Here is a 17,507-nt window from a genome sequence, read left to right as displayed (position 1 = left end):
AGGCTCTATGGCGAGGCCCGACAAGGCTGCCGCAGTGGCCGAGTTGACGGAGCAGTTCCGCAACTCCAGCGCTGCCGTGCTTACCGAGTACCGCGGTCTCACCGTGGCGCAGCTCAAGAACCTGCGCCGGTCGCTCGGTGAGAACGCCCAGTACGCCGTGGTGAAGAACACGCTGACCAAGATTGCGGCCAACGAGGCCGGGATCACCACGCTGGACGACCTGTTCAACGGTCCGACGGCAGTCGCCTTCGTCACCGGTGACCCGGTGGAGTCGGCGAAGGGTCTCCGTGACTTCGCCAAGGACAACCCGAATCTCGTCATCAAGGGCGGTGTCCTTGACGGTAAGGCGCTGTCCCCCGACGAGATCAAGAAGCTTGCGGACCTCGAGTCCCGCGAGGTTCTGCTCAGCAAGCTGGCCGGTGCCTTCAAGGGGAAGCAGTCGCAGGCTGCCTCCGTCTTCCAGGCGCTGCCGTCGAAGCTCGTCCGCACCGTGGACGCGCTGCGCGCCAAGCAGGCCGAGCAGGGCGGTGCCGAGTAATTCGGCTCGCTTTCTGACCCGCACCACCGGCGCGGGTCGCAGCGGGCCGACGTACGCCCGCCTTATCCAGTACATCCGGCACCTGCCGATTTGAGTGGAAGGACCGCCACCATGGCGAAGCTCACCCAGGACGAGCTGCTTGCTCAGTTCGAGGAGATGACCCTCATCGAGCTCTCCGAGTTCGTGAAGGCCTTCGAGGACAAGTTCGACGTCACCGCCGCCGCTGCCGCGCCGGTCGTCGTCGCCGGCGGTGCCGCTGGTGGCGCCGCGGCCGAGGCCGAGGAGGAGAAGGACGAGTTCGACGTCATCCTCACCGGTGCCGGCGAGAAGAAGATCCAGGTCATCAAGGTCGTGCGTGAGCTGACCTCCCTGGGTCTGAAGGAGGCCAAGGACCTCGTGGACGGCGCCCCGAAGCCCGTCCTCGAGAAGGTCGCCAAGGACGCCGCCGAGAAGGCCGCCGAGTCCCTCAAGGGCGCCGGCGCCTCCGTCGAGGTCAAGTAACACCTCTCGGGTCCCCAGGATCCGAACACACGCCGCACGCGGTCTCCCGGGGCGCTGAAGCCAGTGCCCCGGAGCCTGTAACGCGAACGTACCGAAGAGCGATCATCCATCTGGGTGGTCGCTCTTCGGCGTATGCGGGAGACCCGACCACGGTTACCTTGCACCCGCGACGGCGGGGGGTATGGTGATCTTCGTCGTGCCACCGGACGGCCGGCTTCCGGCTGGGGGGCCTTGACGAACCGCACGCGGCGCGCAATTCTCAGGACGCGTCGTCACAAGGATCCGAATCCGAGGCATGGATCGACGACGAAGAGGGCAGTATCAACGTGCGTTGAGGGCAGGATGCCGAGGGCGCTGACGACGACGAGGGTGACGACAACGAGGGTCTTCGAAAACCCGCATTGGACATCAGTGTGCCAAGTGGCTACACTGACCCTTTGCGCTGCCTGTTAGCTGCCCCCTGCCCGTCACCAGGGGTCTGCCCTCTCTTGAGCACAGTCGACCAGAGCCCCCCGACCTGGGGTTTCCCGTCGCTGTGTGCGAAGAGGGACCGGTACGCGCGTAGTGAGTCCGAGCCCTCGGAAGGACCCCCTCTTGGCCGCCTCGCGCACTGCCTCGACCGCGAATACGAACAACGGCGCCAGCACCGCCCCGCTGCGCATTTCCTTTGCAAAGATCAAGGAGCCCCTCGAGGTTCCGAACCTTCTCGCGCTGCAAACCGAGAGCTTCGACTGGCTGCTCGGCAACGACGCCTGGAAGGCTCGCGTCGAGGCGGCTCTGGAGTCCGGTCAGGACGTCCCCACCAAGTCCGGCCTCGAAGAGATCTTCGAGGAGATCTCCCCGATCGAGGACTTCTCCGGGTCGATGTCGCTGACGTTCCGCGACCACCGCTTCGAGCCTCCCAAGAACTCCATCGACGAGTGCAAGGAGCGCGACTTCACGTACGCCGCCCCGCTCTTCGTCACGGCCGAGTTCACCAACAACGAGACCGGCGAGATCAAGTCCCAGACCGTCTTCATGGGTGACTTCCCGCTCATGACGAACAAGGGCACCTTCGTCATCAACGGCACCGAGCGTGTCGTGGTGTCCCAGTTGGTCCGTTCCCCCGGTGTCTACTTCGATTCCAGCATCGACAAGACGTCCGACAAGGACATCTTCTCCGCCAAGATCATCCCTTCCCGGGGTGCCTGGCTGGAGATGGAGATCGACAAGCGCGACATGGTCGGTGTCCGTATCGACCGCAAGCGCAAGCAGTCGGTCACCGTGCTGCTCAAGGCGCTCGGCTGGACGACCGAGCAGATCCTCGAGGAGTTCGGCGAGTACGAGTCGATGCGCGCCACCCTGGAGAAGGACCACACCCAGGGCCAGGACGACGCGCTGCTCGACATCTACCGCAAGCTGCGTCCGGGCGAGCCCCCCACGCGTGAGGCCGCGCAGACGCTGCTGGAGAACCTTTACTTCAACCCCAAGCGCTACGACCTCGCCAAGGTCGGCCGCTACAAGGTCAACAAGAAGCTGGGTGCGGACGCCCCGCTCGACGCGGGCATCCTGACCGTCGAGGACATCATCTCGACGATCAAGTACCTGGTGCAGCTCCACGCCGGCGAGTCCGAGACCACCGGTGACAACGGCGACTCGATCGTCGTCGAGACCGACGACATCGACCACTTCGGCAACCGTCGTCTGCGCAGCGTCGGCGAGCTCATCCAGAACCAGGTCCGTACGGGCCTGGCGCGTATGGAGCGCGTCGTCCGCGAGCGCATGACCACCCAGGACGTCGAGGCGATCACGCCGCAGACCCTGATCAACATCCGGCCGGTCGTCGCCTCCATCAAGGAGTTCTTCGGCACCAGCCAGTTGTCGCAGTTCATGGACCAGAACAACCCGCTGTCGGGTCTCACCCACAAGCGCCGTCTGTCGGCGCTGGGCCCGGGTGGTCTCTCCCGTGAGCGGGCCGGCTTCGAGGTCCGTGACGTGCACCCCTCGCACTACGGCCGCATGTGCCCGATCGAGACGCCGGAAGGCCCGAACATCGGCCTGATCGGCTCGCTCGCCTCCTACGGCCGGGTCAACGCGTTCGGTTTCGTCGAGACCCCGTACCGCAAGGTCCGCGACGGCCAGGTCACCGACGAGGTCGACTACCTGACCGCCGACGAGGAGGACCGCTTCGTCATCGCGCAGGCCAACGCCACGCTCGGTGACGACATGCGGTTCGCCGAGGCCCGCGTGCTGGTCCGCCGCCGTGGCGGCGAGGTCGACTACGTCGGCCCCGAGGACGTGGACTACATGGACGTCTCGCCGCGCCAGATGGTGTCGGTCGCGACCGCCATGATCCCCTTCCTCGAGCACGACGACGCCAACCGTGCCCTCATGGGCGCGAACATGATGCGGCAGGCCGTGCCGCTGATCAAGTCCGAGTCCCCGCTCGTCGGCACCGGCATGGAGTACCGCTCCGCCGTCGACGCCGGCGACGTGGTCAAGGCCGAGAAGGCGGGTGTGGTCCAGGAGGTCTCCGCGGACTACATCACCACCGCCAACGACGACGGCACGTACATCACGTACCGCCTGGCCAAGTTCGCCCGCTCCAACCAGGGCACCTCGGTCAACCAGAAGGTCATCGTCAACGAGGGCGACCGGATCATCGAGGGCCAGGTCCTGGCCGACGGTCCGGCCACCGAGAACGGTGAGATGGCCCTCGGCAAGAACCTGCTCGTGGCGTTCATGCCGTGGGAGGGTCACAACTACGAGGACGCGATCATCCTGTCGCAGCGCCTCGTGCAGGACGACGTCCTCTCCTCGATCCACATCGAGGAGCACGAGGTCGACGCCCGTGACACCAAGCTCGGCCCCGAGGAGATCACCCGGGACATCCCGAACGTCTCCGAGGAGGTCCTCGCCGACCTCGACGAGCGCGGCATCATCCGCATCGGTGCCGAGGTCGTCGCCGGTGACATCCTCGTCGGCAAGGTCACGCCCAAGGGCGAGACCGAGCTGACCCCGGAGGAGCGCCTGCTGCGCGCGATCTTCGGTGAGAAGGCCCGTGAGGTCCGTGACACCTCGCTGAAGGTGCCGCACGGCGAGATCGGCAAGGTCATCGGTGTGCGCCTCTTCGACCGCGAGGAGGGCGACGAGCTGCCGCCGGGCGTGAACCAGTTGGTCCGCGTCTACGTCGCGCAGAAGCGCAAGATCACCGACGGTGACAAGCTCGCCGGCCGGCACGGCAACAAGGGTGTCATCTCCAAGATCCTGCCGATCGAGGACATGCCGTTCCTGGAGGACGGCACCCCGGTCGACATCATCCTGAACCCGCTGGGTGTGCCGTCCCGCATGAACCCGGGACAGGTCCTGGAGATCCACCTCGGCTGGCTCGCCAGCCGAGGCTGGGACGTCTCCGGTCTCGCCGACGAGTGGGCCCAGCGCCTGCAGGTCATCGGCGCCGACCAGGTCGACCCCGGCACCAACGTCGCCACCCCGGTCTTCGACGGTGCCCGCGAGGACGAGCTGGCGGGTCTGCTCCAGCACACCATCCCGAACCGGGACGGCGAGCGCATGGTGCTCCCGACCGGCAAGGCGCGGCTGTTCGACGGCCGTAGCGGTGAGCCGTTCCCGGACCCGATCTCGGTCGGCTACATGTACATCCTGAAGCTCCACCACCTGGTCGACGACAAGCTGCACGCCCGCTCGACCGGTCCGTACTCGATGATCACCCAGCAGCCGCTGGGTGGTAAGGCCCAGTTCGGTGGCCAGCGGTTCGGCGAGATGGAGGTGTGGGCACTCGAGGCCTACGGCGCCGCGTACGCCCTCCAGGAGCTGCTCACCATCAAGTCCGACGACGTCACCGGCCGCGTGAAGGTCTACGAGGCCATCGTCAAGGGCGAGAACATCCCGGAACCCGGCATTCCCGAGTCCTTCAAGGTGCTCATCAAGGAAATGCAGTCCCTGTGCCTCAACGTGGAGGTGCTGTCCTCGGACGGCATGTCCATCGAGATGCGCGACACCGACGAGGACGTCTTCCGCGCTGCGGAGGAGCTCGGTATCGACCTGTCGCGGCGCGAGCCGAGCAGCGTCGAAGAGGTCTGACGGGAGTCCGGCGGGGCCCTTGCCCACAGGGCCCCGCCGACCCCCAGGCCCCCGTTTCAGACCACAGACTTAACAACCCTGAGAGGGATTGACGCATAGTGCTCGACGTCAACTTCTTCGATGAGCTCCGGATCGGTCTGGCCACCGCTGACGACATCCGTCAGTGGAGCCACGGCGAGGTCAAGAAGCCCGAGACCATCAACTACCGCACCCTCAAGCCCGAGAAGGACGGACTCTTCTGCGAGAAGATCTTCGGTCCGACCCGGGACTGGGAGTGCTACTGCGGCAAGTACAAGCGCGTTCGCTTCAAGGGCATCATCTGTGAGCGCTGCGGCGTCGAGGTCACCCGCGCCAAGGTGCGCCGTGAGCGGATGGGCCACATCGAACTGGCCGCGCCCGTCACGCACATCTGGTACTTCAAGGGTGTCCCGAGCCGGCTGGGCTACCTGCTCGACCTGGCTCCCAAGGACCTCGAGAAGGTCATCTACTTCGCGGCGTACATGATCACGTACGTCGACGACGAGCGTCGTACCCGCGACCTGCCCTCCCTGGAGGCGCACGTCTCCGTCGAGCGCCAGCAGATCGAGAACCGCCGGGACGCCGACCTGGAGACCCGCGCCAAGAAGCTCGAGACCGACCTGGCCGAGCTGGAGGCCGAGGGCGCCAAGGCCGACGTGCGCCGCAAGGTGCGCGAGGGTGCCGAGCGCGAGATGAAGCAGCTGCGCGACCGTGCGCAGCGCGAGATCGACCGCCTCGACGAGGTGTGGACCCGGTTCAAGAACCTCAAGGTCCAGGACCTCGAGGGCGACGAGCTGCTCTACCGCGAGCTGCGTGACCGCTTCGGCACGTACTTCGACGGCTCGATGGGTGCCGCGGCGCTCCAGAAGCGCCTGGAGTCCTTCGACCTCGACGAGGAGGCCGAGAAGCTCCGCGAGATCATCCGCACGGGCAAGGGCCAGAAGAAGACCCGCGCCCTGAAGCGGCTGAAGGTCGTCTCCGCGTTCCTCCAGACGTCCAACAGCCCCAAGGGCATGGTCCTGGACTGCGTCCCGGTCATCCCGCCGGACCTGCGTCCGATGGTGCAGCTCGACGGTGGCCGCTTCGCGACCTCCGACCTGAACGACCTGTACCGCCGTGTCATCAACCGCAACAACCGCCTGAAGCGGCTTCTCGACCTCGGCGCGCCCGAGATCATCGTGAACAACGAGAAGCGCATGCTCCAGGAGGCCGTCGACGCGCTGTTCGACAACGGCCGCCGCGGCCGCCCGGTCACGGGCCCCGGCAACCGCCCGCTGAAGTCCCTCAGCGACATGCTGAAGGGCAAGCAGGGCCGTTTCCGTCAGAACCTGCTCGGCAAGCGAGTCGACTACTCGGCGCGTTCCGTCATCGTCGTCGGCCCGCAGCTTAAGCTGCACCAGTGCGGTCTGCCCAAGGCGATGGCGCTGGAGCTGTTCAAGCCGTTCGTGATGAAGCGCCTGGTGGACCTGAACCACGCGCAGAACATCAAGAGCGCCAAGCGCATGGTGGAGCGCGGCCGTACGGTCGTGTACGACGTCCTCGAAGAGGTCATCGCCGAGCACCCGGTGCTGCTGAACCGTGCTCCCACCCTGCACCGCCTCGGCATCCAGGCCTTCGAGCCGCAGTTGGTCGAGGGCAAGGCCATCCAGATCCACCCGCTCGTCTGCACCGCGTTCAACGCGGACTTCGACGGTGACCAGATGGCCGTGCACCTGCCGCTGTCCGCGGAGGCGCAGGCCGAGGCCCGCATCCTGATGCTGTCCTCGAACAACATCCTGAAGCCGGCCGACGGCCGCCCGGTGACGATGCCGACCCAGGACATGGTCCTCGGTCTGTTCTTCCTCACCACCGACGGCGAGCTGCGTGACACCAAGGGCGAGGGCCGCGCGTTCGGTTCCACGGCCGAGGCGATCATGGCGTTCGACGCCGGCGAGCTGGCGCTGCAGTCGCAGGTCGACATCCGCTTCCCGGTGGGCACCATCCCGCCGCGCGGCTGGACCCCGCCGGCCCGCGAGGAGGGCGAGCCCGAGTGGCAGCAGGGTGACTCGTTCCGGCTGCGCACGACCCTGGGCCGCGCGCTCTTCAACGAGCTGCTGCCCGAGGACTACCCGTTCGTCGACTACTCGGTGGGCAAGAAGCAGCTCTCCGAGATCGTCAACGACCTGGCCGAGCGCTACCCCAAGGTCATCGTGGCGGCGACGCTCGACAACCTGAAGGCGGCCGGCTTCTTCTGGGCGACCCGTTCCGGTGTCACCGTGGCCATCTCCGACGTCGTCGTCCCCGAGGCGAAGAAGGAGATCGTCAAGGGTTACGAGGCGCAGGACGAGAAGGTCCAGAAGCAGTACGAGCGCGGTCTGATCACCAAGGAAGAGCGCACGCAGGAGCTCATCGCGATCTGGACCAAGGCGACCAACGAGGTCGCCGAGGCGATGAACGAGAACTTCCCCAAGACCAACCCCATCTTCATGATGGTCGACTCGGGTGCCCGAGGAAACATGATGCAGATGAGGCAGATCGCGGGTATGCGCGGTCTGGTGTCGAACGCGAAGAACGAGACCATCCCGCGTCCGATCAAGGCCTCGTTCCGTGAGGGTCTGTCCGTGCTGGAGTACTTCATCTCCACGCACGGTGCCCGTAAGGGTCTGGCGGACACCGCCCTGCGTACCGCCGACTCGGGTTACCTCACCCGTCGTCTGGTCGACGTCTCGCAGGACGTCATCATCCGCGAGGAGGACTGCGGCACCGAGCGCGGTCTCAAGCTCGTCATCGCGGAGCGGGGCGCGGACGGTGTGCTGCGCAAGGCGGAGGACGTCGAGACGTCCGTGTACGCGCGCTGCCTCGCCGAGGACATCGTCGTCGACGGCAAGGTGCTGGCCCCGGCCGGCACCGACCTGGGCGACGTGCTCATCGACGAGCTGGTCAGGCACGGCGTCGAGGAGGTCAAGACCCGCTCGGTCCTGACCTGCGAGTCCGCCGTCGGCACCTGCGCGATGTGCTACGGCCGTTCGCTGGCCACCGGCAAGCTGGTCGACATCGGTGAGGCGGTCGGCATCATCGCCGCCCAGTCCATCGGTGAGCCCGGCACCCAGCTGACGATGCGTACCTTCCACACCGGTGGTGTGGCCGGTGACGACATCACGCAGGGTCTGCCGCGTGTCGTCGAGCTGTTCGAGGCCCGTACGCCCAAGGGTGTCGCCCCGATCTCCGAGGCCTCCGGCCGCGTCCGGATCGAGGAGACCGAGAAGACGAAGAAGCTCGTCGTCACCCCGGACGACGGCAGCGACGAGACGGCGTTCCCGATCTCCAAGCGCGCCAAGGTCCTGGTCCGCGAGGGCGACCACGTCGAGGTCGGCCAGCAGCTCACCGTGGGTGCCACCAACCCGCACGACGTGCTGCGCATCCTGGGTCAGCGTGCCGTCCAGGTCCACCTGGTCGGCGAGGTCCAGAAGGTGTACAACTCGCAGGGCGTGTCGATCCACGACAAGCACATCGAGATCATCATCCGGCAGATGCTGCGCCGTGTGACGATCATCGAATCCGGCGACGCCGAGCTGCTGCCCGGCGAGCTGGTCGAGCGCTCCCGCTTCGAGCAGGAGAACCGTCGTGTGGTCCAGGAGGGCGGTCACCCGGCCTCCGGTCGTCCGCAACTGATGGGTATCACCAAGGCCTCGCTGGCGACGGAGTCCTGGCTGTCGGCCGCCTCCTTCCAGGAGACGACCCGAGTCCTGACGGATGCGGCGATCAACGCCAAGTCCGACAGCCTCATCGGCCTCAAGGAGAACGTCATCATCGGTAAGCTCATCCCGGCCGGTACGGGTCTGTCCCGCTACCGCAACATCCGGGTCGAGCCGACCGAGGAGGCCAAGGCCGCGATGTACTCGGCCGTCGGCTACGACGACATCGACTACTCGCCGTTCGGTACCGGCTCCGGCCAGGCCGTTCCGCTGGAGGACTACGACTACGGTCCGTACAACCAGTAAGCGAGCATGAGCCGGAGGGCGGCCATCCCGTTGACGGGGTGGCCGCCCTCCGGCGTGCGGGGCGGGACCCTGGGGGCCGGACGGCCGGCGACGGGCGGAGCGGGACCCTGGGCGCCCGGGAGGGCGCTGAGCGGCGTCCTGACGTGCGCGCAGCGGCCGGTCCCGGCGGGATGGTCCGGTCGTCCGACCACCGATCCGCGACCGCGTGGGGCCCCCGCGGGCCTGCTGTCAAGGTCCGGCGTGTCGGCGTGGACCCCATTTGTTTTGACCACAGCCAATGAGGTAGGTACGCTCAGACCTTGTGCCTGGGGTGTGCCCTGGCTCCTGTGCGTGCCTGTGAACCGCATGGCGAGCCGTGAGCGGCCACCGTGATCTGCGCCCTTTCCGCCTCGCGGCGGGAGTCCGGCGGGTTCGACACACCCGACCGCGTGGGTCGGCGACGTTCCAGGTTAGCTTTACCTATCGGCACACAGAAACCGGAGAAGTAGTGCCTACGATCCAGCAGCTGGTCCGTAAGGGCCGGCAGGACAAGGTCGAGAAGAACAAGACGCCCGCACTCGAGGGTTCCCCTCAGCGTCGTGGTGTCTGCACGCGCGTGTTCACGACCACCCCGAAGAAGCCGAACTCGGCCCTGCGTAAGGTCGCGCGTGTGCGTCTGACCAGCGGGATCGAGGTCACCGCCTACATTCCGGGTGAGGGACACAACCTGCAGGAGCACTCCATCGTGCTCGTGCGCGGCGGCCGTGTGAAGGACCTGCCCGGTGTTCGCTACAAGATCATCCGCGGTTCGCTCGACACCCAGGGTGTCAAGAACCGCAAGCAGGCCCGCAGCCGCTACGGCGCCAAGAAGGAGAAGTAAGAATGCCTCGTAAGGGCCCCGCCCCGAAGCGCCCGGTCATCATCGACCCGGTCTACGGTTCTCCTCTTGTCACGTCGCTGATCAACAAGGTGCTGCTGAACGGCAAGCGCTCCACCGCCGAGCGCATCGTGTACGGCGCCATGGAGGGTCTGCGCGAGAAGACCAGCAACGACCCGGTCATCACGCTCAAGCGCGCTCTCGAGAACATCAAGCCGACCATCGAGGTCAAGTCCCGCCGTGTCGGTGGCGCCACCTACCAGGTCCCGGTCGAGGTAAAGCCCGGCCGTGCCAACACCCTGGCGCTGCGCTGGCTCGTCGGTTACTCCCGCGCCCGTCGCGAGAAGACCATGACCGAGCGTCTGCTGAACGAGCTCCTCGACGCGTCCAACGGCCTCGGCGCCGCTGTGAAGAAGCGTGAGGACACCCACAAGATGGCCGAGTCCAACAAGGCCTTCGCGCACTACCGCTGGTAGTCGCTACCCACATCGAGACCGAGAGAAGACTGAAGCCTTATGGCTACCACTTCACTTGACCTGGCCAAGGTCCGCAACATCGGGATCATGGCCCACATCGACGCGGGCAAGACGACCACCACCGAGCGGATCCTGTTCTACACCGGTGTGTCGTACAAGATCGGTGAGGTCCACGACGGCGCTGCGACCATGGACTGGATGGAGCAGGAGCAGGAGCGTGGCATCACGATCACCTCTGCTGCCACCACCTGTCACTGGCCGCTGGAGGACGTCGACCACACCATCAACATCATCGACACCCCGGGTCACGTCGACTTCACCGTCGAGGTGGAGCGCTCGCTGCGCGTCCTCGACGGTGCCGTGACGGTGTTCGACGGTGTCGCCGGCGTGGAGCCGCAGTCCGAGACCGTGTGGCGTCAGGCGGACCGCTACGGCGTCCCGCGCATCTGCTTCGTCAACAAGCTCGACCGCACCGGTGCCGAGTTCCACCGCTGCGTCGACATGATCTCTGACCGCCTCGGCGCTCAGCCGATCGTCATGCAGCTCCCGATCGGTGCCGAGGCCGACTTCAAGGGCGTCGTCGACCTCGTGACGATGAAGGCCCTGGTCTGGTCCGCCGAGGCCACCAAGGGCGAGATGTACGACACCGTCGACATCCCGGCCACGCACACCGAGGCTGCCGAGGAGTGGCGCGGCAAGCTGCTCGAGGCCGTCGCGGAGAACGACGAAGAGATCATGGAGCTGTACCTGGAGGGCGAGGAGCCTTCCGTGGAGCAGCTCTACGCCGCGATCCGTCGTATCACCATCGCCTCCGGCAAGGGCACCGGCACCACGGTGACCCCGGTGTTCTGCGGCACCGCGTTCAAGAACAAGGGCGTCCAGCCCCTGCTCGACGCGGTCGTGCGCTACCTGCCGTCCCCGGTCGACATCGAGGCCATCGAGGGCCACGACGTCAAGGACCCGGAGACGGTCGTCAAGCGCAAGCCGTCCGACGAGGAGCCGCTGTCGGCGCTGGCGTTCAAGATCATGAGCGACCCGCACCTCGGCAAGCTCACCTTCGTCCGCGTGTACTCCGGCCGCCTGGAGTCCGGCACCTCGGTGCTGAACTCCGTCAAGGGCAAGAAGGAGCGCATCGGCAAGATCTACCGCATGCACGCGAACAAGCGTGAGGAGATCGACTCGGTGGGCGCCGGCGACATCGTCGCGGTCATGGGCCTGAAGCAGACCACGACCGGCGAGACGCTGTGCGACGACAAGCAGCCGGTGATCCTGGAGTCCATGGACTTCCCGGCGCCGGTCATCCAGGTCGCCATCGAGCCCAAGTCGAAGGGCGACCAGGAGAAGCTGGGCATCGCGATCCAGCGCCTGGCCGAGGAGGACCCGTCCTTCCAGGTCCACTCGGACGAGGAGACCGGCCAGACCATCATCGGTGGCATGGGCGAGCTGCACCTCGAGGTGCTGGTCGACCGTATGCGCCGTGAGTTCAAGGTCGAGGCCAACGTCGGTAAGCCGCAGGTGGCCTACCGTGAGACGATCCGCAAGGCCGTCGAGCGCGTCGACTACACCCACAAGAAGCAGACCGGTGGTACCGGTCAGTTCGCGAAGGTGCAGATCGGCATCGAGCCGCTCGAGGCCGGCGACACCTCGTACGAGTTCGTGAACAAGGTGACCGGCGGCCGCATCCCGAAGGAGTACATCCCTTCGGTGGACGCCGGTGCGCAGGAGGCCATGCAGTTCGGCATCCTCGCCGGTTACGAGATGACCGGCGTGCGCGTCATCCTCCACGACGGCGCCTACCACGAGGTCGACTCCTCCGAGCTCGCCTTCAAGATCGCCGGTTCGCAGGCCTTCAAGGAGGCCGCGCGCAAGGCCAGCCCCGTGCTGCTCGAGCCGATGATGGCCGTAGAGGTCACCACGCCCGAGGACTACATGGGTGAGGTCATCGGCGACATCAACTCCCGCCGTGGTCAGATCCAGGCCATGGAGGAGCGGGCTGGTGCCCGCGTCGTGAAGGGCCTCGTGCCCCTGTCGGAGATGTTCGGCTACGTGGGCGACCTCCGCAGCAAGACGTCGGGTCGCGCAAGCTACTCGATGCAGTTCGACTCCTACGCCGAGGTTCCGCGGAACGTCGCCGAGGAGATCATCGCGAAGGCCAAGGGCGAGTAACGCACCGCGTTAACACGCCGTAGGCTTGACTCCGGAGCCTCATGGGGCAAACAACCGCAAACACGGATGTTCGCCCCGGGTTCCGGGCCTTTACAGCAAAGATCACCTGGCGCCGATGAAGTAAGGCGTACAGAACCACTCCACAGGAGGACCCCAGTGGCGAAGGCGAAGTTCGAGCGGACTAAGCCGCACGTCAACATCGGCACCATCGGTCACATCGACCACGGTAAGACGACCCTCACGGCCGCCATTACCAAGGTGCTGCACGACGCGTACCCGGACCTGAACGAGGCCACCCCGTTCGACAACATCGACAAGGCGCCCGAGGAGCGTCAGCGCGGTATCACCATCTCCATCGCGCACGTCGAGTACCAGACCGAGGCGCGTCACTACGCCCACGTCGACTGCCCTGGTCACGCGGACTACATCAAGAACATGATCACCGGTGCCGCGCAGATGGATGGCGCGATCCTGGTGGTCGCCGCCACCGACGGCCCGATGCCGCAGACCAAGGAGCACGTGCTCCTGGCCCGTCAGGTCGGCGTCCCCTACATCGTCGTCGCCCTGAACAAGGCCGACATGGTGGACGACGAGGAGATCCTGGAGCTCGTCGAGCTCGAGGTTCGTGAGCTCCTCTCCGAGTACGAGTTCCCCGGCGACGACCTCCCGGTCGTCAAGGTGTCCGCTCTGAAGGCCCTTGAGGGCGAGAAGGAGTGGGTGGACTCGGTCCTCAACCTGATGAGCGCCGTCGACGAGTCGATCCCGCAGCCGGAGCGCGAGGTCGACAAGCCGTTCCTCATGCCGATCGAGGACGTCTTCACGATCACCGGTCGCGGTACGGTCGTCACCGGCCGTATCGAGCGTGGTGTCCTGAAGGTCAACGAGACCGTCGACATCATCGGCATCAAGACCGAGAAGACCACCACCACGGTCACCGGTATCGAGATGTTCCGCAAGCTGCTCGACGAGGGCCAGGCCGGTGAGAACGTCGGTCTGCTCCTCCGTGGCATCAAGCGCGAGGACGTCGAGCGCGGCCAGGTCATCATCAAGCCGGGCTCGGTCACCCCGCACACCGAGTTCGAGGCGCAGGCCTACATCCTGTCCAAGGACGAGGGTGGCCGCCACACGCCGTTCTTCAACAACTACCGTCCGCAGTTCTACTTCCGGACGACGGACGTGACCGGCGTGGTGACCCTCCCCGAGGGCACCGAGATGGTCATGCCGGGTGACAACACCGAGATGACGGTGGCGCTCATCCAGCCCGTCGCCATGGAAGAGGGCCTGAAGTTCGCCATCCGTGAGGGTGGTCGCACGGTGGGCGCCGGCCAGGTCACCAAGATCCTGAAGTAAGCTCCGCTTGCTCCAGGTCACCTGCTGACCTAGGGGAGGCCCGTACGACTCCGGTCGTACGGGCCTCCTCTGCGTGTGCCCCGAAACTATTCGGCGCGTACGACCCGTTCCCCCCGCGGTTCCCGGCACCCACTATTTGTCATGCCACTGACCAAATAGGTGCTGGAGGGGTGACACATGTCGTCTGCGCACGTCAGCCGCAGGACGGTAGTGGGCGGGTCGGTCCTGAGCGCCGGACTGGCCGCGCTGCCGGTGGGAACGCCGGGGACCGTGTCGGCCGCGGGGGAGGGGCCACGGGTGACGGACCCGGGGGCGTACATCTCCTTCACGGACGGCGTGTTCTCCCTCGTCGGCGCGCCCGTGGTGGTCAGCCCCGAGGACCACCCCGGCGTCGTCCGCGTCGCCGGTGACCTCCGGGACGACCTCGCCCGGGTGACGGGCGTGCGCCCGGGCGCCGCCCTCGGCCGCTTCCCGGTCCTGCTCGGCACGATCGGCCGCAGCCCACTGATCGACGGGCTGATCCGCTCCGGGAAGCTGGACGTCACGGGCGTGCGCGGGAAGTGGGAGACCTCGCTCCAGACGGTCGTGGACCGGCCGCTGCCCGGCGTGGAGCGGGCGTTCGTGATCGCGGGCAGCGATCCGCGGGGGACCGTCTTCGGGGCGTACGACGTCTCGTACGGCATCGGCGTCTCGCCCTGGCACTGGTGGGACGACGTGCCGCCGGCCCGGCGCGACGCGGTGTGGGTGAAGGCCGGCCGCTTCACCCAGGGGACCCCGGTGGTGCGGTACCGCGGGATCTTCGTCAACGACGAGAACCCGGCACTCGGCACCTGGGCGCCGGCGTACTTCGGACCCGGGAAGGCGCCCGGTCACCCCAACGGCTTCAACGCCGACTTCTACGCCAAGGTGTTCGAGGTGCTGCTGCGCCTGAAGGGCAACTACCTGTGGCCGGCGGTCTGGGGCCGGGCCTTCGCGGAGGACGACCCGGAGAACCACCGGCGGGCGGCCGAGTACGGCATCGTCATGGGCACCTCGCACGAGGCGCCGATGATGCGGGGCATCGAGGAGTGGAACCGGCACGCCGGCTCCGGGACGGACCCCTACGGGGGCAACGGCGAATGGTCCTACCGCCGCAACGCGGAAGCCGTCCGCCGGTACTGGCGCGCCGGCATCCAGCGCATGGCCGACCAGGGCTTCGAGGGCGTGGTGACCCTCGGGATGCGGGGCAACGGCGACACCGGCCTCCCCGACGGCGACGGCATCGAACTGATGCAGCAGATCATCGCCGACCAGCGCCGCATCATCGAGGAGGTGACCGGACGGCCGGCGTCCGAGACCCCGCAGGTGTGGACGCTGTACAAGGAGGTGCAGCGCTACTGGGACCGGGGCCTGCGCGCACCCGGCGACGTCACCGTGGTCCTCACCGACGACAACTGGGGCAACATCCGCAAGCACCCGGACGGTCCCCGCGCCGGCGGCTACGGCCTCTACTACCACTTCGACTACGTCGGCGCCGGCCGCAACTACAAGTGGGTCGACACGGCGAACCTGCGCAACGTCCTGGACCAGCTCCACCAGGCCCACGCCTACGGCAACCACGGCCTGTGGGTGGCCAACGTCGGCGACCTCAAGGGCAACGAACTGCCCACCGAGTTCTTCCTGACGTACGCCTGGAACCCCGCCGCCCGGCCCCCGGAGCGCCTGGCGGAGTGGGAGGAGCGCTACGCCCGCCAGAACTTCGGCGACGCCCAGGCGCGGCAGATCGCCTCGCTCCTGGCGGATTACGGCCGGCTCCAGGCCCGCCGCAAACCCGAACTCCTCAACCGCCGGATCACCGGATCCGGCGGGACGGTGGTCAATGACGACCGGCAGAGCCCGTACTACTTCGCACACCGGGAGCTGGAGCGGGTCACCGCCGAGTGGCGGGAACTGGGCCGCCGCGCGCAGGACATCGAGCGCCGGCTGCCCGCTCGGCTGCGGGACGCCTGGTTCCAACTGGCCGGTTACGCGGTGACGGCCACCGCGAACCTGTACGCGCTGCGGGAGGCCGAGTTCACCAACCTGCTCCACGCCCGGCAGGGCCGCTCCACCGCCAACGACCGCGCGGCACGGGCGGAAGCGGCGCTGGCCCGCGATCTCGCGCTGGCCGACCGCTTCAACTCCGCGGTGGCGGACGGGAAATGGCGGGGCTTCCAGACCCAGCCGCACATCGACTACGGGGACGTGGACCGGTACGGGCCCGACGCGGGCTGGCAGCAGCCGGAGAAGGACAACGTCGCCCTGCCCGACGTGCTCTTCCCGGCCGTCCGGCGCATCGAGGTGCCACAGGCGGCGGAGCTGGGCGTCTCGGTCGACGGTGCGGAGGACGCGGGGGAGTGGTGGCCGGGAGGCGCCGCGCACGGCGGGGAGGCGGTGCTGCCGTCGTTCAGCCCGTACCAGACCCGCCCCCGGCAGTACGTGGAGATCTTCAACCGGGGCCGGACCCCCTTCACCTACGAGGTGCGGACGTCGGCGCCCTGGCTGCGCGTGGACCGCCCGCACGGCCGGGTCGGACAGCAGGTCCGGCTGGAGGTGGACGTGGACTGGACGCGGGCCCCCACGGGCCGCGCGGAGGCGACGCTGACCGTGACCGGAGCCGGTTCCTCCGTGCCGGTGCGCTGCGTGAGGGACCGGCCGGCGCCGAGCGAGCTGCGGGGATTCGTCGAGGCCGGCGGATACGTGGCGATCGACGCCGAGCACCACGACCGCGCGGTCGGCCCGTGGCGCCGGTTGGACGGCATCGGACGTACGGGCGCGGGCATGACCCCCTGGCCGGTGACCGCGGCCCGCCGCACCCCCGGCGGCTCCTCCCCGCACCTGGAGTACGAGGTCACCCTCCTGGCGGAGCCCGGCACCGAGGTGACGGTCTGGGCCCACCTCTCCCCCCGCAACCCGTCCCTGCCCGGAACGGCGGGCCTGCGCTACGGCATCTCGCTCGACGACGGCCCCGTCCGCACCGTGGACATCACCGAGGGCGCCGACGACGGCACGCTGAACGCGGTCTGGGCCCGGCACACCTCGGACAACATCAACGCGACGGCCACCCGGCACACGCTGACGAGGACCGGAGCCCAGCCGCTGAGGTTCTGGATGGTCGACCCGACGGTGGTGCTCCAACGCCTGCTGATCGACACGGGCGGCCTGCCGGCCCTGTATCTGGGCCCGTTGGAGAGCCGGCGGGTGCGGAACGGCTGACGGACCACCGGCGCGTCCGGACCGGGGGACCGGCCGTTCCGGGTTTGACCTACGTCACTCTCGGGGTAATCTCTTCCGCTCGATTGGCGGAGCCCCGGTCTTGTGTGGCAGACTGTCCGAGTTGCTCGGTCGAGTGTTGATGCTGCGCGCCTCCCGCCGGGAGGACCGGAAGCGAGTCCCACAGTACTCGTCGTCCTAACTGCCACCACGGCAGCGCTGGGACGGACGTACGGGAATCTTTCGGGAAGTGCAGTGCGGCAACGGCCAGGCATCCGGTGGGCCTTCCGCCCCCGGCCTACGGTTCCGGA

Annotated in this window: 9 protein-coding genes; all 9 read left to right on the top strand. The window is 67.4% G+C overall.

Annotated elements, in window-relative coordinates:
- The first annotated feature begins 7 nt into the window (after positions 1-7).
- Positions 8-538, top strand: coding sequence for a 50S ribosomal protein L10 (gene rplJ, locus D9753_RS14445; RefSeq protein ID WP_121787385.1), 531 nt, complete (start codon positions 8-10; stop codon positions 536-538).
- 111 nt (positions 539-649) lie between these two features.
- The gene (rplL, locus tag D9753_RS14440) at positions 650-1,039 is read left to right on the top strand and encodes a 50S ribosomal protein L7/L12 (protein ID WP_121787384.1); all 390 of its coding nucleotides are present in this window, start codon (positions 650-652) and stop codon (positions 1,037-1,039) included.
- A 594-nt stretch (positions 1,040-1,633) separates the two neighbouring features.
- Entirely contained in the window at positions 1,634-5,119 is a 3,486-nt protein-coding gene (rpoB, locus tag D9753_RS14430; protein WP_121787383.1) for a DNA-directed RNA polymerase subunit beta, read from the top strand.
- 98 nt (positions 5,120-5,217) lie between these two features.
- The gene (locus D9753_RS14425) at positions 5,218-9,117 is read left to right on the top strand and encodes a DNA-directed RNA polymerase subunit beta' (protein WP_121787382.1); all 3,900 of its coding nucleotides are present in this window, start codon (positions 5,218-5,220) and stop codon (positions 9,115-9,117) included.
- Positions 9,118-9,604: 487 nt separating this feature from the next.
- Positions 9,605-9,976 (top strand): 30S ribosomal protein S12, encoded by a 372-nt coding sequence (gene rpsL / locus D9753_RS14420; RefSeq protein ID WP_003948652.1) that lies wholly within the window; start codon positions 9,605-9,607, stop codon positions 9,974-9,976.
- 2 nt (positions 9,977-9,978) lie between these two features.
- Positions 9,979-10,449 (top strand): 30S ribosomal protein S7, encoded by a 471-nt coding sequence (gene rpsG / locus D9753_RS14415; protein WP_121787381.1) that lies wholly within the window; start codon positions 9,979-9,981, stop codon positions 10,447-10,449.
- Between the two features lie 39 nt (positions 10,450-10,488).
- Positions 10,489-12,615, top strand: a complete 2,127-nt coding sequence (fusA, locus tag D9753_RS14410; protein WP_121787380.1) for an elongation factor G — start codon at positions 10,489-10,491, stop codon at positions 12,613-12,615.
- 156 nt (positions 12,616-12,771) lie between these two features.
- Positions 12,772-13,965 carry an elongation factor Tu gene (gene tuf, locus D9753_RS14405; protein WP_121787379.1) on the top strand — a complete coding sequence of 398 codons (1,194 nt, stop codon included), beginning with the start codon at positions 12,772-12,774 and terminating at the stop codon, positions 13,963-13,965.
- 177 nt (positions 13,966-14,142) lie between these two features.
- Entirely contained in the window at positions 14,143-17,199 is a 3,057-nt protein-coding gene (locus tag D9753_RS14400; RefSeq protein ID WP_121787378.1) for a glycosyl hydrolase 115 family protein, read from the top strand.
- Positions 17,200-17,507: the final 308 nt, after the last annotated feature.

Origin of the sequence: Streptomyces dangxiongensis (genome assembly GCF_003675325.1) — a bacterium.
GTDB classification, from domain to species: Bacteria; Actinomycetota; Actinomycetes; order Streptomycetales; family Streptomycetaceae; genus Streptomyces; species Streptomyces dangxiongensis.
The sequence above is the reverse complement of the archived record's forward strand: the minus strand, read 5'-3'. Positions and strand labels throughout refer to the sequence as shown.